We start from the raw sequence: 20,788 nt of genomic DNA on the forward strand, positions 1-20,788 counted from the left end.
GGGCCCACTCGGCGAAGCCGAGTGGAAAGGTGAGGGGCGACCCCGTAGCGGTCGCGCGGCGCTTTGCGCCGCCCCCACATCCAAGCTGCTCCAGGCGGCAAGCCGCCAAGCTCCGCTATCCTTCTCCCGCAAGGGGAGAAGGATAGGTAGCCAACACACAACAAGGAATTGCCCGCCGCGCAGCAGCGATTGCTTGCCCGCGCCGCGCGCCGGTTTATCTAGGCACTATGCCCATTACGTCTGACACCTTGTCGCTCATCGGCCATACTCCTCTCGTGCGCCTCAAAGGGCCGAGCGAGGCGGCCGGCGCCGAGATTTTCGGCAAATGCGAATTTGCCAACCCTGGCGCCAGCGTCAAGGATCGCGCCGCCTTGTACATCGTCGAGGATGCCGAGGAACGCGGACTGATCGCGCCGGGCGGCACGATCGTCGAGGGGACGGCGGGGAATACCGGGATCGGGCTGGCGCTGGTCGCCAATGCCAAGGGCTACAGGACGATCATCGTCATGCCCGAGACGCAGAGCCGCGAGAAGATGGATACGTTGCGCGCGCTGGGTGCAGAACTCGTGCTGGTGCCGGCTGCGCCCTATTCGAATCCCGGCCATTTCGTGCACACCAGCCGGCGCATCGCCGAAGAAACGCCGAACGCGATCTGGGCCAATCAGTTTGACAATATCGCCAACCGCAAGGCGCATATCGTCGGCACCGCCGAGGAAATCTGGGATCAGATGGACGGGCGGGTCGACGGCTTCACTTGCGCGGTCGGAACGGGTGGGACGCTGGCTGGCGTCGGACTTGGCCTCAAGTCGCACGACGAGAAGGTCACGATCGCGCTCAGCGACCCCCATGGCGCGGCGCTCTATTCCTATTATGCATGCGGCGAACTCCACAGCGAGGGGTCGTCGGTAGCGGAGGGGATCGGACAGGCGCGGATCACCGCCAATCTGGAAGGCGCGCCGGTCGACACCCAATTCCGCATCTCGGACGCCGAGGGCTATCATTGGGTCAGGCGCCTGCTCGATGAAGAGGGTCTTTGCTTGGGCCTGTCGTCGGGAATCAACGTCGCCGGCGCCGTCGCCTTGGCGAAACAATTGGGCCCGGGCAGCAGGGTCGCAACGATCCTTTGCGACACGGGATTCCGCTACCTTTCAACGCTCTACAACAACGACTGGTTGGCATCCAAGGGATTGGTTCCCGCTTGATGCGGTAGGCTGTGGCACCAGCAAGGTCGACAAACGCCTCGCGATGCGTTACATAAATGCCACACAAGTATGAAAACATTGGTTCGCGACAATATTCAAACGATGCAGCGGGTGAAGGTCGGCATGATCGGCCTAGCGGCGGTTTTGCTGATGATCGGCGTCGCCGCAGCCTTGTTCGCGATCGTCAGCCGGGAACGTCCGCTCAGTGCGGTCGGTGCGCCCAAGGTCGATGTCGCTGCCAATCTTGCCGCGTCCAATAGCGCCACCCCGGTGGATACCGCGACCAGCGAGCCGCTGGCCGAAATGGGCGTCGCTCCGGCGGCATCGCCTACCCCCGCCAAGCACTGATTTCCGTGTCCAGACCGGGAAGCGATGGGAAATCATCCCAAAGCGGCGCTGAGTCGGGGCAATTCCAACATTTCAAGCGCTTGCGGTGCCTCCGGGTAGCGAAAGGGTAGGCTATGGCTAAAGAAACTTTCGTAGTGTTTGCAATTACTTAGATAAGTAAGGCCAATTTTGGCCCATCAAACACCAAAAATTCCCATTGAATCCCATCCGGTGGCTTGATACGCCCGTCACTGGAAGTGGGGCGTTTTTACCCGTTGGTTCTGATCACGTCGGCGCGCGCCAAGGCTCGTTCCGCGAACGGGAAAACGCATGTCTGGTTCGGGGCGAACGGTGGCTGGGAGCAGCATCTATACGGGAACGGCGCTGCAGCTTGTCGATGACAAGAACCGCGTTTCCATACCCGCCAAGTTCCGCGACGCCGTCATCGACAACACCCCGCCCGAGCGCTTCAAGAAGGGCCCGTTCGTCCTCATGGGTCAGCATCCCGAGGCGAAGTGCCTGATCGCCTATGACCAGGGCTATGTCGACGCGAAGCTGGCCAAGGCTGCGGCGGGCGATAACGACCCCGCATTCAACGTCCTTCGCGTCATCGCCGGCGGTGCCGAGGAAGTTGGGTTCGACAGCACCGGCCGCGCCGTCATCATCAACTGGATGAAGGAAGAAGCGGGCATCGCCAAGCACGCTTTCTTCTATGGGTCGCTGACGCATTTCGAGATCTGGGATCCCCACACCCTTCTCGCCGCGACCGACGACCAAGCTGCCCCAGTCCTCAAGCGTATCTGCCGCAACCTCATGCAGGAGAAGGGTCTCCTGTGAGCACGCCCACCCCCCATATTCCGGTGCTCATCGATGAGGTGCTCGACGCTCTCCACCCCGCCCCGGGCGAGCGTCACGTCGATGCGACCTTCGGCGCCGGCGGCTATACAAGGGCGATCCTCGCCACGGGCGCCGAGGTCGTGGCATTCGACCGCGACCCCGATGCGATTGCCGGCGGCCAGGAGATGGTCGCCGCTTCGGAAGGACGGCTCACGCTCATCGAGGCGCCGTTCTCCGCGCTCGATTCCGAACTCGATGCCCGCGGCCTCGCCCCGGTCGACGGCGTCGTGATGGATATCGGCGTATCGTCGATGCAGCTCGACCAGGCCGAACGCGGCTTCTCGTTCCAAGGCGACGGGCCGCTCGACATGCGGATGAGCCAGTCGGGAGAGAGTGCCGCCGATTTCCTCAACACCGCCGACGAGAGCGAGATTGCCGACGTTCTTTATCTCTATGGCGAAGAACCGCGGTCGCGCCGCGTTGCCCGCGCGATCGTCTCCGCAAGACCCCTTACGCGCACTTCCGAACTCGCGACGGTAGTGCGCAAGGCGCTAGGCCATAAACCGCACGACAAGAAGGACCCCGCGACGCGGACCTTCCAGGCCGTACGGATTCATATCAACCGGGAGCTCGGCGAGCTGGCCGATGGTCTCGCTGCGGCCGAGCGCGTGCTCAAGCCCGGCGGGCGGCTGGCAGTGGTGACCTTCCACAGCCTGGAGGATCGGCTGGTGAAGCATTTCCTGCGCGAACGGAGCGGCGCGACGCCGTCCGGCTCCCGGCATCTGCCGCCCCAGGCCGCCCAGGCCGAGGCGACGTTCGAAACGATCGGGCGCGCGGTGCGCCCCAGTGACGCCGAGCTGGCGCGGAACCCGCGTGCTCGCTCGGCGACCTTGCGTGTGGCCAGGCGGACCGCGTCGGCAGCCTGGGTTGCGGGAGAATTGTGATGGTTGTGGCGCATCGATTTCGTTGGTTCGGCTGGTTCGTGCTCTGCGTGAGCGTGATCCTCGGCTGTTACCTCATGTCATCGCGCGTGGCGGCGGAACGCAACAAGCTCGCGGCGATCGAATCCTCGATCGCGCGGACGCAGCGCGACATCACCGCGCTCGAAACCGAATTTGACACGCGCGCCAGCTTCGCGCAGCTGCAGCGTTGGAACGGCGACACGCTCAAGCTGTCGGCGCCGACCGCCGCGCAATATATCCGTAGCGATGCCGAGCTCGCCCAGGTCGATTTCAACGCGTCGACGCCGAACGCCGGTCCGCAGATCCAGACCGTGGCGGCGGTCATTCCGAGCGCACCGGTCGTGCCGGCGGATGCCGCGATCGCAGCCACTCCCTCTGCGCCGGCTGCGGCCGCGCCGGCCAAGATCAAGGATGCGGTCGCGATGGTCTCGGCACCGGTCGGGGCGAAGCTCCAGCCCGCTGCGGCCAAAACGTCGACCAAGTCGAAGCCGTCGGCCGTAGCGTTGCTCGACCGCAAGCTGCTGAGCGACGCTACCCTGGGCTCGCTGTCGCGCGGTGCACGCCGGGAGGATGGCGCGCGATGAGCAACCTGCTCGCACGACCCATCGCGCCGCGCCGTCTTGCCGACGAGCGCGCGTTGGTCCGTGCGACCGCGCAAAAGCGATTGATGATCATGATGCTGCTCTACGGCGCGGCGATCGGGGTCGTTGTCGCCAAGCTCGGTTTTTTCGCGTTCTCGGCGGGGGCGGCGAACGCATCGACGATGGCCGACCGCGTGATCCGCGGCGATATCGTCGACCGTAATGGTGAGCCGCTGGCGCGCACGATCGACGCCTGGGCGATCGGCATCCATCCCGACCAGATCCTGGGCGATCGCCGGGAGATCGCGCAGCGCCTGGCCAACATCCTGGGTCTCGACGAGAACCAGATCTACGCCAAGCTGCAGGGTACCCGGTTCAGCTATATCGAACGCGATGCTTCGGCGTCGCTCGTGACCGAAGTCAATGCGATCGGTGAGCCGGCGATCGTGTTCGAACGCCAGCAGCAGCGTCTCTACCCGCAGTCCGAACTGGCCGCGCAAGTACTCGGGTTCCTCGACGTCAACAACAAGGGCGCGAGCGGGATGGAGCGCGCGCTCGATCAGCGGCTGACCGCGGCCGACACCGCCGGCAAGCCGGTCGCGCTGTCGATCGACGCGCGCGCGCAATCGGCGCTGGAGAACGAACTCGGCCAACAGGTCACCACGCTGAAGGCGAAGGGCGGCGCGGGAGTCGTGCTCGACGTCCGTACCGGTGAGATCATGGCGCTGGCGTCGTTCCCGACCTTCAATCCCAACAATCCCGGCCTGGCGCCCAAGCCCGCCCTTACGGAAGACGGTAAGCAGCTGCCCGGGCCGTTCTTCAATCGCGTCACTAGCGCTGCCTATGAACTCGGATCGACGTTCAAACCGATCACGATGGCGGCCGCGATCGACAGCGGTACCGTCACGTCGATGGCGCGCCGCTTCGACGCGACGCAGCCGTTGCAGATCGACGGATTCAAGATCCACGACCATGACGGCGAAGGCCGCTGGCTCGATATCCCAGAGACGCTGATCCATTCCTCGAACATCGCCACTGCTCGCATCGCCGACGAACTGGGCGGCGACAAATTGTCGGCGATGTTCCGCTCGATGGGCTTCGACAAGCCGATGCCGTTCGAGCTGCCTGCGCGCGGACGGACTTTGTTCCCGCAGAAGTTCAGCCGCGTGACGACGATGACCGCCGGGTTCGGTCACGGCGTCGCGGTGACGCCGATGCATCTGGCAGCTGCCTATGCGGCCCTCGTCAATGGCGGCATATGGCGGCCAGTCACGCTGATGAAGGTGCAGCCGGGCACTGACGTCCCGGGACGCCGCGTGATCAGCGAGCAGACCAGCTACCGGATTCGCCAATTGCTTCGCCTCGTCGTCACCGAAGGTACCGGTAGGACCGCCGATGCCCCCGGCTTTCGTGTCGGTGGCAAGACCGGCACTGCGGAAGTCGCGACCGGCGGGGGATATTCGAAGAAAGCCAACGTCTCGACCTTCGCGGCGGCTTTCCCAATGGATGCGCCGCGCTATGTGGTGATCGTGATGCTCGATTCGCCTCAAGGAGCCGTCAGGACCGCGGCCTATACCGCCGCCCCGGTGGTGGACCGCTTCATTCTGCGCGCCGGTCCGATGCTGGGCGTGATGCCCGACCCGTCGCGTGACATCAACGTGAACGAGTTGCTGCCGCTGATCTGGCATCGGCCTGGGGAAAAGACGCAGACCATGGCGGACCCCGAATGAAACTCGGCGAGCTGGTGACGGGCGGGGGCGACGCCAGCGTCACCGGCTTCGCGATCGATCATCGCAAGGTCGCGCCCGGAACGATCTTCGGCGCGTTCGAGGGCACCCGCGTCAACGGTGAGGACTTCATCCCGGCAGCGGTCGCGGCGGGCGCGATCGCCGTTGTCGCGCGGCCCGGCATCACCGTCGATGGCGCGTTGCACGTCGCGTCGGACAATCCGCGCCAGGCTTTCGCGCATCTTGCTGCAAAATTCTTCGCGCCTTTCCCCGAAACCGTGGTCGCGGTCACCGGCACCAACGGCAAGACCTCGACGGTGGAGATGACGCGCCAATTGTGGCGGATGGCCGGGCACCATGCCGCGTCAATCGGCACGCTCGGCGTGACAACCTCGGACGACAGCGTCTCGACCGGTTTGACGACGCCGGATGTCGTGACTTTTCTATCGAACGTCGCGGGGCTGGCGCGCGAAGGCGTCACCCATGTCGCTTTCGAGGCGTCGAGCCACGGCCTGTCGCAATATCGCACCGAGGGGCTGAAGGTAATTGCCGCGGCCTTCACCAATCTCAGCCGCGACCATCTCGATTACCATGGCGACATGGCCGCCTATCTGACCGCCAAGCTGAGGCTGTTTTCGGAAGTGCTCGACCCGGACGGCACCGCCGTGGTTTGGGCGGACGATCCGCAAGCCGCGCGCGTCATCGATCTCGCGCACGCACGGCGCCAGCGGATCATCACGGTCGGTGAACGCGGCGGCGCGCTTCGGCTCGTCAGCCGCGACCCGACCTTGCTCGGCCAGGGTTTGGTGATCGAAGCCGAGGATCGCGAACTCAGGGTCACGCTGCCGTTGATCGGCGCCTATCAGGCGGCCAACGCGCTGACCGCGGCGGGGCTGGTGATCGCGACCGGCGGCGATGTTGCCCAGACCATCGCCAATCTCGCGCGGCTGCAGCCGGTCCGCGGCCGGCTCGAACGCGCGGTCATCACGCGGACCGGAGCGCCGGTCTATGTGGATTACGCCCACACGCCCGACGCGCTGGAGGCGGCTATTGACGCGCTCAAGCCGCACACGGCCGGGCGGCTGATCGTCGTGTTCGGCGCCGGCGGCGACCGCGACCATGGCAAGCGTGAGCTGATGGGAGAGATCGCGGTGCGCTATGGCGATCTGGTGATCGTCACCGACGACAACCCTCGCAGCGAAGACCCGGCCGCGATCCGCGCCGAAGTGCTCAAGGGAGCGCCCGGGGCGATCGAGATCGGCGACCGCCGATCGGCCATCGCTTATGCCATCGGGCAAGCGGGTGCCGAGGACATCGTGCTGATCGCCGGCAAAGGGCACGAACAGGGCCAGATTGTCGGCGACCTGGTGCTGCCATTCGACGACGTGAGTGTAGCGCGCGAGGAGGCGGCGGCGTGACGCGTGGCCAAAGCCGGGCTTGCCGGTTAGAGGAGGGGATGCTTGCCACTTTCCTCGCAATCGCCTCCTCTCGATTGCCCCGTCTGGCTGGAGGAGCGCAATGACGCTCTGGACATCTGCCGACATCGCGACAGCCACCAACGGCGCCGCTTCGGCGGCGTTCGACGTTTCTGGCGTCACGTTTGATTCGCGTGAAGTCGGTCCCGGCGACCTGTTCGTCGCGCTGACCGGCGAGACTACCGACGGCCACAAATTCCTTGACCAGGCGTTCGAGCGCGGCGCCGCGGGCGCGATCGTCAGCCAGGATACGCCGCATCCCAATGTCCGGGTGCCGGACACGTTCGCCGCGCTGGAGGCGCTCGCCAAGGCGTCACGCGCCAGGACCTCGGCGCGGATCGTCGGGGTTACCGGATCGGCGGGCAAGACCGGCACCAAGGAGGCGCTGTTCGCCGCGCTCGACCGATCGCCGGCCAAGTCGGCGCATCGCTCGGTCAAGAGCTACAATAACCATACCGGCGTTCCGCTCAGCCTCGCGCGGATGCCCGCCAATGTCGATTACGGCGTGTTCGAGATGGGGATGAACCATCCCGGCGAACTGGCGCATTTGACGACCCTGGTGCGGCCGCACGTCGCGATCGTCACCGCGATCGCGCCGGCGCATGCCGCGTTCTTTCCCGACGAAAGCGCAATCGCCGACGCCAAGGGCGAGATTTTCCAGGGTCTCGAACCCGGCGGCGTCGCGATCATTCCCTATGACAGCCCGCACCGCGAGCGTCTCGGCGCGGCCGCCGCTCCCTATGCCGCGCGCATCGTCACGTTCGGGATCGACGAGGGCGCGGACGTCCGCGCGATCGAGGCGGTCAAGGCGGCCAATGGCGGCACCTTCGTCACCGCGCGGGTCGGCGAGCGCGAGCTCAGCTACACGGTCTCGCAGCCGGGTAAGCACTGGGTCTCCAATTCGCTGGCGGTGCTGGCTGCGGTCGACGCGGTTGGCGGCGATCTCGCGTTGGCCGGGCTGGCGCTCGCCGATCTTGGCGGGCTGGCCGGACGCGGCGCGCGCTTCTCGGTCGAGGTGAAGGGCGGCCGCGCGCTGGTGATCGATGAGGCGTACAATGCCAATCCGGCGTCGATGCGCGTGACGCTCGCGGTGCTCGGCGAAGAAGCCGCGACCCGCAAGATCGCAGTGCTCGGCGAGATGCGCGAACTCGGCGACAAGTCCGACGACTATCACGCGGGGCTGGCCGGGCCGGTTCGTGACGCTGGCGTCCAGCTGGTCATTCTTGTCGGTGAAAAGATGCAGCCGCTCGCCGACGCGCTTGAGGGTCAGGTCGAAATCGTCCATGTGCCCGACGCCGCCGCCGCGCGCGACCGCCTGATGGCGACACTCGAAGCGGGCGACGCGGTTCTCATCAAGGGTTCGAACGGGGTCGGGTTGGCTGCGGTGGTCGCGGCGCTCGCGAGCGGGAAAATGTAATGCTGTACTGGATCGCCCAAGCGCTGGGTTTCCCGCACGTTCTCAATCTGGTTCGCTACCAGACCTTCCGTTCCGGCGCGGCGGTCGCGACGGCGCTGCTGATCGGCCTGATCATCGGTCCGCGCTTCATCGGGTGGCTTCGCGTCCGTCAAGGCAAGGGACAGCCGATCCGCACCGACGGGCCGCAATCGCACCTCGCCAAACGCGGCACGCCGACGATGGGCGGGCTGATGATCCTGACCAGCATGACGATCGCCATCCTGATCTGGATGGACCTGACCAATCCCTATGTCTGGGCGTGCCTCTTCGTCACGCTCGGCTTTGGCACGATCGGGTTCCTCGACGATTACGACAAGGTGCGCAAAGCGAGCACCGCGGGCGTCTCGGGCAAGGTGCGCCTGCTCGGCGAGTTCGCCATTGCCGGTATCGCCAGCGCGATCATCGTCCACACCAACAGCGCCAACGGCACGCATCTCTATCTGCCGTTCTTCAACTCGGTGGTGATCGATCTCGGCTGGTTCTATGTCGTCTTCGCCGCCTTCACGATCGTCGCGTTCGGCAATGCGGTGAACCTGACCGATGGCCTGGACGGCCTCGCGACCATGCCGGTGATCATCGCCAGCGTCGCGTTCATGCTGATCGTCTATCTCGCCGGTAACGTGAAGTTCGCCGATTACCTCGGCATCCCGCACGTCCCGAGGGTTGGTGACTTGGCAATCTTTTGCGGCGCGATGATCGGGGCGGGGCTCGCTTTCCTGTGGTTCAATGCGCCGCCGGCGGCGGTGTTCATGGGCGATACCGGCAGCCTGGCGCTCGGCGGCGCGCTCGGCGCGATCGCGGTCACCGCGCATCACGAGATCGTGCTCGGCATCATCGGCGGCCTGTTCGTGGTCGAGGCGATGAGCGTCATCATCCAGGTGTTCGTCTACAAGCGCACCGGCAAGCGCGTGTTCCGCATGGCCCCGATCCACCACCATTTCGAACAGCTCGGCTGGCCCGAATCGACCGTCGTGATCCGCTTCTGGATCGTCGCTTTGGTCCTTGCGCTCGCCGGTCTGGCGACGTTGAAGCTGCGGTGATCACCAGCCCGTCCTGGCGCGGCGAACGCTATGCGGTGCTCGGACTGGCGCGCTCGGGTCAGGCGACCGTGCGCGCTTTGTTGGCGAGCGGAGCGGAGGTTGTCGCGTGGGACAAGGACGAAAGTAAGCGAGATACTCTTATAGCCCCTCCCCTTCAGGGGAGGGGTTGGGGTGGGGCTGAGTCTGCTGCGCTTGGCCAAGCTTCCCCCACCCCCAACCCCTCCCCTGAAGGGGAGGGGCTTTTGAGTTTCGCCGATCCGGTCGAGACCGACCTCACCGGGTTCGCCGGCGTCGTCGTATCGCCGGGCGTGCCGCTCAACCGCCACCCGATCGCCGAGAAGGCGCGCGCGGCGGGTGTGCCCGTCATCGGCGATATCGAGCTGTTCGCCCAGGCGCGGGGCTATCTGCCGTCGCACCATGTCGTCGGCATCACTGGCACCAACGGCAAGTCGACCACGACCGCGCTGATCCACCACATCCTGGAAACGGCGGGGATTCCGGCGCGGCTCGGCGGCAATATCGGCCTGCCGATCCTGGGCGAGGAGCCGCTGCCCGTCGGCGGTGTCTACGTTCTCGAATTGTCGAGCTATCAGATCGACCTGACCTTCACGCTCGATTGCGACGTCGCGGTGCTGCTCAACATCACGCCCGATCATCTCGACCGCTATGACGGGTTCGATGCTTATGCCGCGTCCAAGGCGCGGCTGTTCGCGATGCAGTCCAAGGATCATGACGCGGTGATCGGGATCGGCGACGCTGCATCGGCCGCTATCGCGCGGTCGCTGTCGGCCCGTGGCGAGCATCTGTTCAAGATCGCCCCCGGCGTGTGCATGGACCAGTCGCGCTGGCCGTCGCTGCAGGGCCCGCATAATGCGCAGAACGCGCTCGCCGCGATCACTGCCTGCCAGGCGCTCGGCGTTTCCGAGGCCGCGATCGACGCCGGCCTCGAAAGCTTCAAGGGCCTGCCGCACCGCATGGAGCGCGTCCGCACGGTCGACGGCGTCGCCTATATCAACGACAGCAAGGCGACCAATCCGGATTCGACTGCGCCGGCGTTGGCGGCATTCGACGGGATTCACTGGATCCTCGGCGGTCAGGCCAAGACCAAGGACCTCGACGCCTGCCGCCCGTCGTTCGGCCATGTCCGCGCCGCTTATACGATCGGCGAAGCGGGACCGATGTTCGTCGACCTGCTCAAGGACGACATGCCGACCCTCTATGCGGAGACGCTCGCGCATGCGGTCGAGTTATGCCGCGCCGCCGCCAAGCCGGGCGAAACCGTACTGCTGTCGCCGGCCTGCGCGTCGTTCGATCAGTTCCGCGATTACGAGGATCGGGGCAACACGTTCCGCGAGTTGGTCGAGTCCCTCTCATGAACTCGAGATCGGCCAAGGAAGGCTTTCTCACTCGGGTCGCGCGGCGCGGCGGCCGGTCGGACCGCTCGCCGCTGGGCGCGTGGTTCTGGGACATCGATTGGGTATTGCTGATCCTGACCCTGTTCCTGATGGCGATCGGCTTGGTCGCCGTCGCGGCGGCGTCGCCCGCATCGGCGCAGCGTTATTCGGACGCCACGCATCATATGCCGGCGCTCTATTATTTCTGGCGCCAGGTGATGTGGGTCGCGGTGTCGCTGCCGGTGCTGTTCATCGTCTCGATGCTCCCAACCGAGAGCGCGCGGCGGATGGCGTTGATCGGGTGCGCTGCTTTCCTGGTGATGCTGATGCTGGTGCCGCTGATCGGCGTCCAGGTGAACGGGGCGCGGCGCTGGCTCGGCGTTGGGGTCGCGCAATTCCAGCCGTCCGAATTCCTCAAGCCGTGCTTCATCGTCGCGGTCGCGTGGCTCTTGTCGCTCAAGAACAAGGAGCAGGGATTGTCGGGTGGTGTCCTGGCCGCGCTGACCGGCGGGCTGACCGCTTTGGTCGCGGCCTTGCTGATGCTGCAGCCCGATTTCGGCCAGACCGTGGTGTTCTGCTCGGTATGGCTCGCCTTGCTGCTGATCTCGGGGATTTCGGCGCGGGTGATCGGTGCGCTGTTCGGAGCCGCTTTCGTCGGCGTCATCTCGGCCTATCTCTTCTATTCGACCGCGCGCACCCGTATCGACGCCTTCCTGTTCCCGGATTCGACCGATGCCGCCGATCATTTCCAGGTCAATGCCGCGCGCGCGACGCTGACCGCGGGGGGCTGGTTCGGTACCGGTCCCGGAGGGGGACAGATGAAGTTCCGCCTGCCCGAAGCGCATACCGATTACATCTTCTCGGTGATTGGCGAGGAATTCGGGCTGATCTCTTGCGCGATCGTGGCAATGATCTTCCTCGCGATCGTCGTGCGCGTATTCGTCAAGCTACTGGATGAACAGGAGGAATTCCGCGTTCTCGCCGCGTCGGGCCTCGCCATCCAGTTCGGATTGCAGGCGCTGATCTCGATGGCGGTGAATACAGGCCTGGCCCCGTCCAAGGGCATGACGATGCCGTTCATCAGCTATGGCGGATCTTCGATGATCGCGCTGTCGATCGGCATGGGGTTGCTGCTTGCGTTTACGCGCCGGAACCCGTTTGTGAGCCGCTCACCCTATGTCGTGAAATGGAGCGGCGAATGACGAGAGTGCGGCAATTCGTTCTGGCCGCAGGCGGAACCGGCGGGCACATGGTGCCGGCTGCGGCGCTGGCCGCCGAGTTGAAGAAGCGCGGGCACAAGGTCGACCTGATCAGCGATGAGCGCGGCGTGCGCTTTCCAGGCCTGTTCGACGGGATCGAAACGCACGTCCTTCCCGCCGGCCGGATGCAGGGCGGGCCGCTGGGCTGGTACCGCGCCGGCCGCGCGATGCTCGAAGGCCGCAGGCTGGCGATCGACCTGTTTCAGAAGATCAAGCCGGCCGCGGTGATCGGCTTTGGCGGCTATCCCGCGCTGCCGGCGCTGCTGGCGGGGTTCAACCAGAAGGTGCCGACCGCGGTGCACGAGCAGAATGCCGTGCTCGGGCGGGTCAACCGGCTGGTCGCGGGGCGGGTCGATGCGATCGCCACCTCCTATGCCAAGGTCGACCGGCTCGCCGACAAATATCGCGGCAAGGCCCACCTGACCGGCAACCCCGTGCGCGAGGAAGTGCTCGCGCTGCGGGACAGGCCGTATCCTTTGCTCGAGGAGGACGGCATCTTCCGCGTGCTCGTCACCGGCGGCAGCCAGGGCGCCAGCATCCTGAGCAGCGTCGTGCCCGACGGCCTGTCGATGCTGCCGGTCAATTTCCGTCGCCGGCTTCAGGTCACGCACCAGGCGCGGGTCGAGGATATCGAGAAGGCGCGAGCGAAATATGCCGAGCTGTCGATCGCGGCCGATCTCGCCACCTATCTGCCCGATCTGCCCGAGCATCTTGCCTGGGCGCATCTGGTGATCGCGCGCGCGGGGGCGTCGACCATCGCCGAGCTGACCGCCGCCGGGCGCCCGGCGATCCTGGTCCCGCTGCCCAGCGCGACCGACGACCATCAGACCGAGAATGCGCGCGAGATTTCGGAAGCGGGCGGCGCGCGGACGATCCCGCAGAGCCAGTTCACCCCGGTCGAGCTCGCCAAGCAGATGCAGAAGCTCGGGCTCGATCCCGCCGCGCTGCAGAACGCCGCGGCGCGGGCAAAGTCGTGCGGCCATCCCCACGCGGCCCGCGACCTTGCCGATCTGGTCGAGGGACTCGATCATCCTCCCGGCGATATTCCGGTCGGTAAGGTTCAGACCTCTAGTGAAGGAGGCGTAGCGTATGCCTGATCCCCTGAAAATCCTCCCCGGGACGGGGAGGTGGCGCGAAGCGCCGGAGGGGGTTCGCCTTCTCGGATATCGCTTGTTGCCCGCCCCCTCCACCAGCCTTCGGCTGGTCCCCCTCCCCGTAAACGGGGAGGATTTTTGATGACCGGGCTCAAGACCGATATCGGCGCCATCCATTTCGTCGGCATCGGCGGGATCGGCATGTCCGGCATTGCCGAGGTGATGCACAATCTCGGCTACAAGGTGCAGGGCTCGGACGTGTCCGAGGGCTATGTCGTGCAAGGGCTGCGCGACAAAGGCATCGAGGTGAAGATCGGCCATGCCGCCGACAATCTCGGTGACGCTGCGGTGGTCGTCGTCTCGACCGCGATCAAGCGCGCCAACCCCGAGGTCGAGTGTGCGCTCGAACGCCGCATCCCCGTAGTGCGCCGCGCCGAGATGCTGGCCGAGCTGATGCGGCTGAAATCGACCGTCGCGGTCGCCGGCACGCACGGCAAGACCACCACGACGTCGATGGTCGCCGCGTTGCTCGACGCCGGCGGGATCGACCCGACCGTGATCAACGGCGGCATCATCAACAGCTATGGTTCGAACGCCCGGCTCGGCGACAGCGAGTGGATGGTGGTCGAGGCCGATGAGAGCGACGGCAGCTTCCTGCGGCTCGACGGCACGCTCGCGGTGGTTACCAATATCGATCCCGAGCATCTCGATCATTATGGCAGCTTCGATGCGATCAAGGACGCGTTCGTCCAGTTTATCGAGAACGTCCCCTTCTACGGCGCCGCTTTCCTCTGCCTCGATCACCCCGAAGTGCAGGCCGTGCTGCCGCGCGTGCGCGACCGCCGCATCGTTACCTATGGCTTCTCGACCCAGGCGGATATCCGCGGCGTCAACGTGACCCCGATTCCCGGCGGCAACCGGTTCGAGGCGATCATCCGTCATCGTGACGGCACGACGCGCTCGATCGAGAATATCGAATTGCCCATGCCGGGGCGCCACAATGTCCAGAACGCGCTGTCGGCGATTGGCGTCGCGCTCGAACTCGGCGTCGACGACGCGACGATCCAGCAGGGCTTCGCCAAGTTCGGCGGGGTCAAGCGCCGCTTCACCAAGGTCGGCGAAGTCAATGGTGCTGTCGTGATCGACGATTACGGCCATCACCCGGTTGAGATTCGCGCGGTACTGTCGGCGGCGCGCGAGGGCGTTGCCAACCGCGTCATCGCGGTGGTGCAGCCCCACCGCTACACCCGCCTCGGCAATCTGATGGAGGACTTTCAGCAGGCCTTCAACGACGCTGACATGGTCTATGTAGCGCCGGTCTACGCCGCGGGCGAGCAACCTATCGAGGGAGTCGATGCGCAGGCGCTGGTCGATGGTCTGAAGCGTCGCGGCCACCGCGCGGCGGCGACGACCGGTTCGGCGGAAGAGCTGGCGAGCGAACTCGCGGGCGTCGTCCAGCCGGGCGACATGATCGTGTGCCTGGGCGCGGGCGACATCACCAAATGGGCAGCGGGGCTGGCCGACGGGATCGAGGCGGCGCGGTGACGGTCTGTTACGCCATGCCTCCGGTCCGCGGAAAACTGACCCACGGCGCCCCGCTGGCGCCTTTGGTATGGTTCAAGAGTGGCGGCGCGGCCGAATATCTGTTCGAGCCGGCCGATGTCGATGACCTCGCCGCCTTTCTCTACGCACTCGATCCGTCGGTGCCGGTGATGGGTCTTGGCCTGGGCTCGAACCTGATCGTCCGTGACGGCGGCGTGCCTGGCGTAGTGGTGCGGCTGGGCAAGACGTTCGCCAAGGTCGAGAGACTCGACGCCACTACTTTGCGCTGCGGTGGCGGCGCGAGCGGCATCCTCGTGTCGTCGAGCGCGCGCGACGCGGGGATCGCCGGCCTCGAATTCATGCGTTCGATCCCGGGCACGGTCGGCGGCTTCGTCCGCATGAACGGCGGCGCCTATGGCCGCGAGGTCAAGGACGTGCTGGTCGAGGCAGACGTAGTCCTCCGCTCAGGGGAGCGCCGCACGCTCGCGCTCGACGATCTCGGTTACACCTATCGCCATAGCGATTTGCCCGCAGGCGCGATCGTGGTCGGCGCGACCTTCCGCGGCCATCCGGGCGAGCCGACCGCGATCCAGGCGGAGATGGACCGCATCGCCGCCGCGCGTGAGGAATCGCAGCCGCTGCGCAGCCGCACCGGCGGCTCGACCTTCAAGAATCCGGAAGGGCACAAGGCCTGGCAATTGGTCGACGAAGCCGGATGTCGCGGGCTGCGCAAGGGCGGTGCGCAGGTGTCGGAAAAGCATTGCAACTTCCTGCTCAATCTGGGGGACGCGACGAGCGCGGACATCGAGGGGCTGGGTGAAGAGGTGCGCGCGAAAGTGAAGGCGAAGTCGGGCGTGATGCTGGAATGGGAAATCCAGCGGGTGGGGGTTGCGAAGTGAGCGCTGCTTTTCAAATCCTCCCCGGGACGGGGAGGTGGCGCGAAGCGCCGGAGGGGGTTCGCCTCCTCGGATGCCGCTCGTGGCCCGCCCCCTCCACCAGCCTTCGGCTGGTCCCCCTCCCCGTGAACGGGGAGGAATTATGAACGCTCTCCACGTCGTCGTCCTGATGGGCGGCTGGTCGGCCGAGCGCGAAGTGTCGCTGATGTCGGGCAAGGGCATCGCCGAGGCGCTGGAATCGCTCGGCCATCGCGTGACGCGGATCGACATGGGCCGCGACGTCGCGATCAAGCTTAGCGAAGCGAAGCCGGATATCGTGTTCAACGCGCTCCACGGCACGCCGGGCGAGGACGGGTCGGTCCAGGGCATGCTCGACCTGATGGGCCTCAAATACACCCATTCCGGGATGGTCACCTCGGTCATCGCGATCGACAAGGTGCTGACCAAACAGGCGTTGGTCCCCCACGGCATTCCCATGCCCGGCGGACGGATCGTCAAGTCGGCGGAGGTGTTCGAGGGCGATCCGCTCAAGCGGCCCTATGTGCTGAAACCGGTCAACGAAGGCTCGTCGGTTGGCGTGGCGATCGTCACCGAGGACGGCAATTACGGCAATCCGATCGGTCGCGACGTTGCCGGCCCGTGGCAGGAATTCGAGGAGCTGCTCGCCGAGCCCTATGTCCGCGGCCGCGAACTGACCACCGCGATCCTCGGCGGCAAGGCGCTTGGCGTAACCGAACTAAAGCCCAAGTCCGGCTGGTACGATTACGATGCCAAATATACCGACGGCATGACCGAGCATGTCTTCCCGGCGCAGATCCCCGACGAGATCGCCGCGGCCTGCAAGCGGCTCGCGCTCGAGGCGCACCATCTGCTCGGTTGCAAGGGCGCTTCGCGGTCGGACTTCCGCTGGGATGACGAGCGCGGCGAAGACGGCTTGTTCCTGCTCGAGGTCAATACCCAGCCCGGCATGACTCCCTTGAGCCTGGTGCCCGAACAGGCGAAACATCTCGGCATCTCCTATCCGGAGCTGGTGCAGATGATCATCGACGAGGCACTGGCATGAGCCGCGCGCCGGCCAAGAGCGGGCGGCCGACCGCGCGCAGGCCGTCGGCCAAGCGCAAGCAGAAGAAGCCGTCGATCATCGACCGCATCCTGGCCTGGCTGCCGATCAGCCAGCATACGCTGCAGCGCATCGCGACCTGGTCGATCTTCGCGCTCGCGGTCGGCGCGGCGCTGGTCGTCGCGCAAATCTTCGGCATTCCCGGCGCGGTCGGAACCGCGGTCGCCGAGCAGGCGGGCAATGCCGGTTTCCGCGTCGAGCAGATCGAGATCCGCGGCGTCAAGCGAATGGACCAGATGACGGTCTATGCCGTCGCGCTCGAACAGAAATCGCGCGCCATGCCGCTGGTCGATCTCAACCAGATTCGCGACAAGCTGCTGCAATATGGCTGGGTGCAGGATGCGCATGTGTCGCGGCGGCTGCCCGACACCTTGTTGATCCGGATCGTCGAGCGCACGCCCGCGGCGGTATGGCAGAACGAGGGGACACTTAGCCTGATCGATCGCGACGGAGTCTATCTCGAACCGGTATCGGCGGACGCGATGCCCGATCTGCCGCTGGTGATCGGGCCGGGGGCCGACCGTCAGGAGCCGGCTTATCAGACGCTGATGACCAGCGCGCCCGCGCTCAAGCCCAAGGTGCGGGCCGCGACCTGGGTCGGCAATCGCCGCTGGGATCTGTTGTTCGATACCGGCGAGACCTTGTCGCTGCCCGAGGGAACCGAAGAGGCTGCCAAGGCGCTCCGTACGTTTGCGGAGAGGGATGGTACGGTTCGCCTTTTGGGTAGAGGATGGGTAAAGTTCGATATGCGCGATCCGGATAAATTTGTGGCGCGCAAGCCCGACGGATCGAGCCGCACTGGGGTTCCGACGAGTTCGCAAGGCAGTGTGCCGGCATCGGCGGATCGCGCGGCATCGCGGGATCAGGTTTGAGTGGGGGAATAGAGTTATGGCCAAGACACCGCCGGAGGGGTTGATCACGGCTCTGGATATCGGGTCGTCCAAGGTTTCGGCGATGATCGCGCAGAAAGGCAGCGGCGGAGAGTTGATCGTGCTCGGCACCGGTCAGCGCGAAAGTCGCGGCGTGCGGCGCGGCTGCATCGCCGACATGGCGGCGACCGAAGTCGCGGTGCGCGAAGCGGTCGAACAGGCCGAGCGGATCGCGCAGACCAATATCGAGAATGTCTGGGTCGGCTTTTCCGCTGGCGGGCTGGTCAGCGACGTCGCCTCGATCGAGTTCGAGATGGGGGGGCACCGCATCGAACAAAGCGATATCGACGCGCTGCTGCGCGCGGGGCGGGAATCGATCGATCCCGCGGGTCGCATGGTGCTGCACGCCCAGCCCGCGCTCTACACGCTCGACGGTATCACCGGGGTCAAGAACCCGCTCGGCCTCCATGCCGACCGGATGGGCGTCCATATCCATGTCGTCGCCGCCGACGGATCGCCGGTGCGCAATATCGGCCTGTGCGTCGCCAAGTCGCATTTGGAGGTGAAGTCGATCATCGCCGCGCCGGTCGCGACCGGACTCGCGTGTCTCAGCGCCGAGGAACGCGAACTGGGAACTGCCCTGGTCGAGATGGGCGCCGGGATCACCAACGTATCGCTGTTCGCCGGCGGCATGCTGGTCGGCCTGGTCACGGTGCCGATGGGCGCCAGCGACATCACCGACGACATCGCCTCGACCTTCGGCGCAAGCCGTGCCCAGGCCGAGCGGATGAAGTGCTTCCATGGCTGCGCCAACGCAACGCCGCGCGACAATCACGAAATGCTCGAAATCGCGCCGCTCAGCGACGACGGTGCGGGCGAGGGGCCGCGCATCACCAAGGCGCAATTGATCGCAGTGATCCGCCAGCGGCTCGAAGTGCTGATGGGAGAGATCGGCAAGGCGCTGACGGCGATGAAATTCGACGGCAATGTCGGGCGCCAGGTCGTGCTGACCGGCGGCGGCGCTGAGCTCAAGGGTATCGCCGATTATGCGCAGGCAGCGCTCGGCCGGTCGGTCCGCGTCGGGCGCCCGCGCGGGCTCGCCGGCCTGCCCGACGCGCATTCGGGACCCGCTTTCGCGACCCTTGCCGGGCTGGTCCACCATGCCGCGACCGATCCGATCGACCTCAGGTCATTGGCATCTGGCGAGCATCAGACGGTGCACCGTCCGTCGCCGATATCGATCTTCCGTCGTTTGATTAGAACGGCTCGGGCGAATTATTAAAGAAATGCGTCACCAACCCCTATTTGTTGTGGATAGTAGGTGGGCGATGGTGCAAGAAGTTGTGGGCATAAGTGTTCCGGGGGCCGGAGCATGTCGGAGAACGCGTAATGGTTGAATTTCTTCCTCCGGATGTGGACGAACTGACTCCGCGCATCGCGGTGATCGGCGTCGGTGGGGCGGGCGGCAACGCGATCGCCAACATGATGAAGAACGACGTCCAGGGCGTCGACTTCCTCGTGGCGAATACCGATGCGCAGGCATTGAAGCAGAGCCAGGCGGGGCAGAAGATCCAGCTCGGCGTTCGCATCACGCAAGGGCTCGGCGCCGGCGCGCGGCCGGAAATCGGACGTGCCGCGGCGGAAGAAGCGATCGAAAGCGTCGCCAAGACGCTGGAAGGCTCGCACATGTGCTTCATCGCCGCGGGCATGGGCGGCGGCACCGGCACGGGGGCTGCTCCGGTCATCGCCAAGGCGGCGCGCGACATGGGCATCCTGACCGTCGGCGTGGTCACCAAGCCGTTCGCGTTCGAGGGCAATCGACGCGCCAAGGCGGCCGAGGCCGGTATCGAGGAACTGCAGAAGTACGTCGATACGCTGATCGTGATCCCCAACCAGAACCTGTTCCTGGTCGCCAATGCCAACACCACCTTCAAACAGGCCTTCGAAATGGCCGATGAAGTGCTGCAGCAGGGCGTGCGCGGCATCACCGACCTGATGGTCATGCCTGGCCTGATCAACCTCGACTTCGCCGACGTCCGCTCGGTGATGCAGGAAATGGGCAAGGCGATGATGGGCACCGGCGAGGCCGAGGGCGACAATCGCGCCATCGAGGCCGCGTCGAAAGCGATCGCCAACCCGCTGCTCGACGGCGTCAGCATGAAGGGTGCCAAGGGCGTGATCGTCTCGATCACCGGCGGCGAGGACATGCGCCTGCTCGAAGTCGACGAGGCGGCCAACCATATCCGCGAATTGGTCGACGAAGACGCCAACATCATCTGGGGTTCCGCGTTCAATCCCGACCTGGAAGGCAAGATCCGCGTGTCGGTCGTCGCCACGGGGATCGAGGCCGATAGCGCCGCCGTGGCTGCCGCCGCGGCGGAGCCCGCTACCCGCGCATTCAGCTTCGGCCGTCGGACGGAGTCGGTGATTCCGGCCGCGCCGGTCGAAGCGGCGCCCGAAGCGAAGACGCCCGAAGCCGAGGCGCAGCCGCTCGATCTCGAGACTCCGGTCGACACTGCGGACACTGCTGCTCCGGAGACGGACGCCGACGAGCTGGTACTCGGCAGCGAGGTCGCGGTCGACGATGCGGCCGTTCCTGCCGAATATGAAGCGCCCGCGGCCGCCGAAGCTGAAGCCCAGGAAACGCCGGGTTGGCTGTCGCCGGGCGAGAGCGCCGAGCCGGCTCCGGCCATTTCCACCGGCGACGAGGCGGAAGCGCCGCCGGCGCCGCGCGTGAAACTGGGTGGGACCTTGTTCGAGCGGATGCAGAGCGTCGCGCGCGGCGGCTCGCGCTCCGAAGCGGATGAGGACGAAAGCAAGGATTCGCTCGATATCCCGCGCTTCCTGCACCGCCAGAACAACCAGTAAGCCGATTTGCGGGGTGCAGGCGACGTTCATCGTCGCTGCACCCCGTCTCGCCGCTTGTGAAGCACAAGATCATTTTCCGTTCAGCCGCCGTCGGGTTTAGGCTGACATCCGATATGATGTTCCGCCGTGCTCTCGGCCT

18 protein-coding genes are annotated in these 20,788 nt (G+C 65.8%); all 18 read left to right on the forward strand.

Translation table 11 applies throughout. From position 1 onward, the window contains the following. The first annotated feature begins 227 nt into the window (after positions 1 to 227). The 18 genes from Q0L25_RS00245 to ftsZ all read left to right on the forward strand — a co-directional run bounded on the left by Q0L25_RS00245 (position 228) and on the right by ftsZ (position 20,649). Positions 228 to 1,202, forward strand: a complete 975-nt coding sequence (locus Q0L25_RS00245; protein ID WP_296610875.1) for a cysteine synthase A — start codon at positions 228 to 230, stop codon at positions 1,200 to 1,202. 69 nt (positions 1,203 to 1,271) lie between these two features. Further along, on the forward strand, positions 1,272 to 1,550 hold the full coding sequence (locus tag Q0L25_RS00250; protein ID WP_296610876.1) for a hypothetical protein: 279 nt from the start codon (positions 1,272 to 1,274) through the stop codon (positions 1,548 to 1,550). Between the two features lie 330 nt (positions 1,551 to 1,880). Beyond that, positions 1,881 to 2,366 (forward strand): division/cell wall cluster transcriptional repressor MraZ, encoded by a 486-nt coding sequence (locus Q0L25_RS00255; protein WP_296610878.1) that lies wholly within the window; start codon positions 1,881 to 1,883, stop codon positions 2,364 to 2,366. Beyond that, the gene (gene rsmH / locus Q0L25_RS00260) at positions 2,363 to 3,310 is read left to right on the forward strand and encodes a 16S rRNA (cytosine(1402)-N(4))-methyltransferase RsmH (protein WP_296610880.1); all 948 of its coding nucleotides are present in this window, start codon (positions 2,363 to 2,365) and stop codon (positions 3,308 to 3,310) included. Before Q0L25_RS00255 ends, rsmH begins: the two co-directional genes overlap by 4 nt. Next, complete coding sequence (locus Q0L25_RS00265) at positions 3,310 to 3,912, forward strand: hypothetical protein (protein ID WP_296610882.1); 603 nt, start codon at positions 3,310 to 3,312, stop codon at positions 3,910 to 3,912. The genes rsmH and Q0L25_RS00265 overlap by 1 nt, the downstream gene beginning before the upstream one ends. Further along, a complete protein-coding gene (locus tag Q0L25_RS00270) occupies positions 3,909 to 5,639 on the forward strand; it encodes a penicillin-binding protein 2 (protein ID WP_296610884.1) in 1,731 nt (576 codons plus the stop codon). The genes Q0L25_RS00265 and Q0L25_RS00270 overlap by 4 nt, the downstream gene beginning before the upstream one ends. Further along, complete coding sequence (locus Q0L25_RS00275) at positions 5,636 to 7,054, forward strand: UDP-N-acetylmuramoyl-L-alanyl-D-glutamate--2,6-diaminopimelate ligase (protein WP_296610886.1); 1,419 nt, start codon at positions 5,636 to 5,638, stop codon at positions 7,052 to 7,054. The genes Q0L25_RS00270 and Q0L25_RS00275 overlap by 4 nt, the downstream gene beginning before the upstream one ends. Positions 7,055 to 7,154: 100 nt before the next feature. Continuing rightward, a complete protein-coding gene (gene murF / locus Q0L25_RS00280) occupies positions 7,155 to 8,528 on the forward strand; it encodes a UDP-N-acetylmuramoyl-tripeptide--D-alanyl-D-alanine ligase (RefSeq protein WP_296610888.1) in 1,374 nt (457 codons plus the stop codon). Continuing rightward, positions 8,528 to 9,607 carry a phospho-N-acetylmuramoyl-pentapeptide-transferase gene (gene mraY, locus Q0L25_RS00285; RefSeq protein WP_296610890.1) on the forward strand — a complete coding sequence of 360 codons (1,080 nt, stop codon included), beginning with the start codon at positions 8,528 to 8,530 and terminating at the stop codon, positions 9,605 to 9,607. The genes murF and mraY overlap by 1 nt, the downstream gene beginning before the upstream one ends. Next, positions 9,604 to 10,983: a UDP-N-acetylmuramoyl-L-alanine--D-glutamate ligase gene (murD, locus tag Q0L25_RS00290; protein WP_296610893.1), complete on the forward strand. Its 1,380-nt coding sequence runs from the start codon at positions 9,604 to 9,606 to the stop codon at positions 10,981 to 10,983. Before mraY ends, murD begins: the two co-directional genes overlap by 4 nt. Continuing rightward, on the forward strand, positions 10,980 to 12,203 hold the full coding sequence (locus Q0L25_RS00295) for an FtsW/RodA/SpoVE family cell cycle protein (protein ID WP_296610895.1): 1,224 nt from the start codon (positions 10,980 to 10,982) through the stop codon (positions 12,201 to 12,203). Before murD ends, Q0L25_RS00295 begins: the two co-directional genes overlap by 4 nt. Continuing rightward, positions 12,200 to 13,357: an undecaprenyldiphospho-muramoylpentapeptide beta-N-acetylglucosaminyltransferase gene (gene murG, locus Q0L25_RS00300; protein ID WP_296610897.1), complete on the forward strand. Its 1,158-nt coding sequence runs from the start codon at positions 12,200 to 12,202 to the stop codon at positions 13,355 to 13,357. The genes Q0L25_RS00295 and murG overlap by 4 nt, the downstream gene beginning before the upstream one ends. A 138-nt stretch (positions 13,358 to 13,495) precedes the next feature. Further along, positions 13,496 to 14,899 (forward strand): UDP-N-acetylmuramate--L-alanine ligase, encoded by a 1,404-nt coding sequence (murC, locus tag Q0L25_RS00305; protein WP_296610899.1) that lies wholly within the window; start codon positions 13,496 to 13,498, stop codon positions 14,897 to 14,899. A gap of 14 nt (positions 14,900 to 14,913) precedes the next feature. Further along, positions 14,914 to 15,795: a UDP-N-acetylmuramate dehydrogenase gene (gene murB / locus Q0L25_RS00310; protein ID WP_296611399.1), complete on the forward strand. Its 882-nt coding sequence runs from the start codon at positions 14,914 to 14,916 to the stop codon at positions 15,793 to 15,795. Between the two features lie 139 nt (positions 15,796 to 15,934). Next, positions 15,935 to 16,855 carry a D-alanine--D-alanine ligase gene (locus Q0L25_RS00315; protein WP_296610900.1) on the forward strand — a complete coding sequence of 307 codons (921 nt, stop codon included), beginning with the start codon at positions 15,935 to 15,937 and terminating at the stop codon, positions 16,853 to 16,855. Further along, positions 16,852 to 17,784, forward strand: a complete 933-nt coding sequence (locus Q0L25_RS00320) for a cell division protein FtsQ/DivIB (RefSeq protein ID WP_296610901.1) — start codon at positions 16,852 to 16,854, stop codon at positions 17,782 to 17,784. The genes Q0L25_RS00315 and Q0L25_RS00320 overlap by 4 nt, the downstream gene beginning before the upstream one ends. 16 nt (positions 17,785 to 17,800) lie before the next feature. Further along, positions 17,801 to 19,063, forward strand: coding sequence for a cell division protein FtsA (gene ftsA, locus Q0L25_RS00325; RefSeq protein WP_296610902.1), 1,263 nt, complete (start codon positions 17,801 to 17,803; stop codon positions 19,061 to 19,063). A gap of 107 nt (positions 19,064 to 19,170) precedes the next feature. Next, the gene (ftsZ, locus tag Q0L25_RS00330; RefSeq protein ID WP_296610904.1) at positions 19,171 to 20,649 is read left to right on the forward strand and encodes a cell division protein FtsZ; all 1,479 of its coding nucleotides are present in this window, start codon (positions 19,171 to 19,173) and stop codon (positions 20,647 to 20,649) included. The last annotated feature ends 139 nt before the right edge of the window (positions 20,650 to 20,788 follow it).

The organism is Sphingomonas sp., from assembly GCF_024508665.1.
In the GTDB taxonomy this organism is placed as follows: Bacteria; Pseudomonadota; Alphaproteobacteria; order Sphingomonadales; family Sphingomonadaceae; genus Sphingomonas.

Bases quoted from the DNA above. Each gene is read 5' to 3' on its own strand.
- Q0L25_RS00245 (WP_296610875.1), top strand. From the start codon at position 228: ATGCCCATTACGTCTGACACCTTGTCGCTCATCGGCCATACTCCTCTC.
- Q0L25_RS00250 (WP_296610876.1), top strand. From the start codon at position 1,272: ATGAAAACATTGGTTCGCGACAATATTCAAACGATGCAGCGGGTGAAG.
- Q0L25_RS00265 (WP_296610882.1), top strand. From the start codon at position 3,310: ATGGTTGTGGCGCATCGATTTCGTTGGTTCGGCTGGTTCGTGCTCTGC.
- Q0L25_RS00270 (WP_296610884.1), top strand. From the start codon at position 3,909: ATGAGCAACCTGCTCGCACGACCCATCGCGCCGCGCCGTCTTGCCGAC.
- Q0L25_RS00275 (WP_296610886.1), top strand. From the start codon at position 5,636: ATGAAACTCGGCGAGCTGGTGACGGGCGGGGGCGACGCCAGCGTCACC.
- murF (WP_296610888.1), top strand. From the start codon at position 7,155: ATGACGCTCTGGACATCTGCCGACATCGCGACAGCCACCAACGGCGCC.
- mraY (WP_296610890.1), top strand. From the start codon at position 8,528: ATGCTGTACTGGATCGCCCAAGCGCTGGGTTTCCCGCACGTTCTCAAT.
- Q0L25_RS00295 (WP_296610895.1), top strand. From the start codon at position 10,980: ATGAACTCGAGATCGGCCAAGGAAGGCTTTCTCACTCGGGTCGCGCGG.
- murG (WP_296610897.1), top strand. From the start codon at position 12,200: ATGACGAGAGTGCGGCAATTCGTTCTGGCCGCAGGCGGAACCGGCGGG.
- murC (WP_296610899.1), top strand. From the start codon at position 13,496: ATGACCGGGCTCAAGACCGATATCGGCGCCATCCATTTCGTCGGCATC.
- murB (WP_296611399.1), top strand. From the start codon at position 14,914: ATGCCTCCGGTCCGCGGAAAACTGACCCACGGCGCCCCGCTGGCGCCT.
- Q0L25_RS00315 (WP_296610900.1), top strand. From the start codon at position 15,935: ATGAACGCTCTCCACGTCGTCGTCCTGATGGGCGGCTGGTCGGCCGAG.
- Q0L25_RS00320 (WP_296610901.1), top strand. From the start codon at position 16,852: ATGAGCCGCGCGCCGGCCAAGAGCGGGCGGCCGACCGCGCGCAGGCCG.
- ftsA (WP_296610902.1), top strand. From the start codon at position 17,801: ATGGCCAAGACACCGCCGGAGGGGTTGATCACGGCTCTGGATATCGGG.
- ftsZ (WP_296610904.1), top strand. From the start codon at position 19,171: ATGGTTGAATTTCTTCCTCCGGATGTGGACGAACTGACTCCGCGCATC.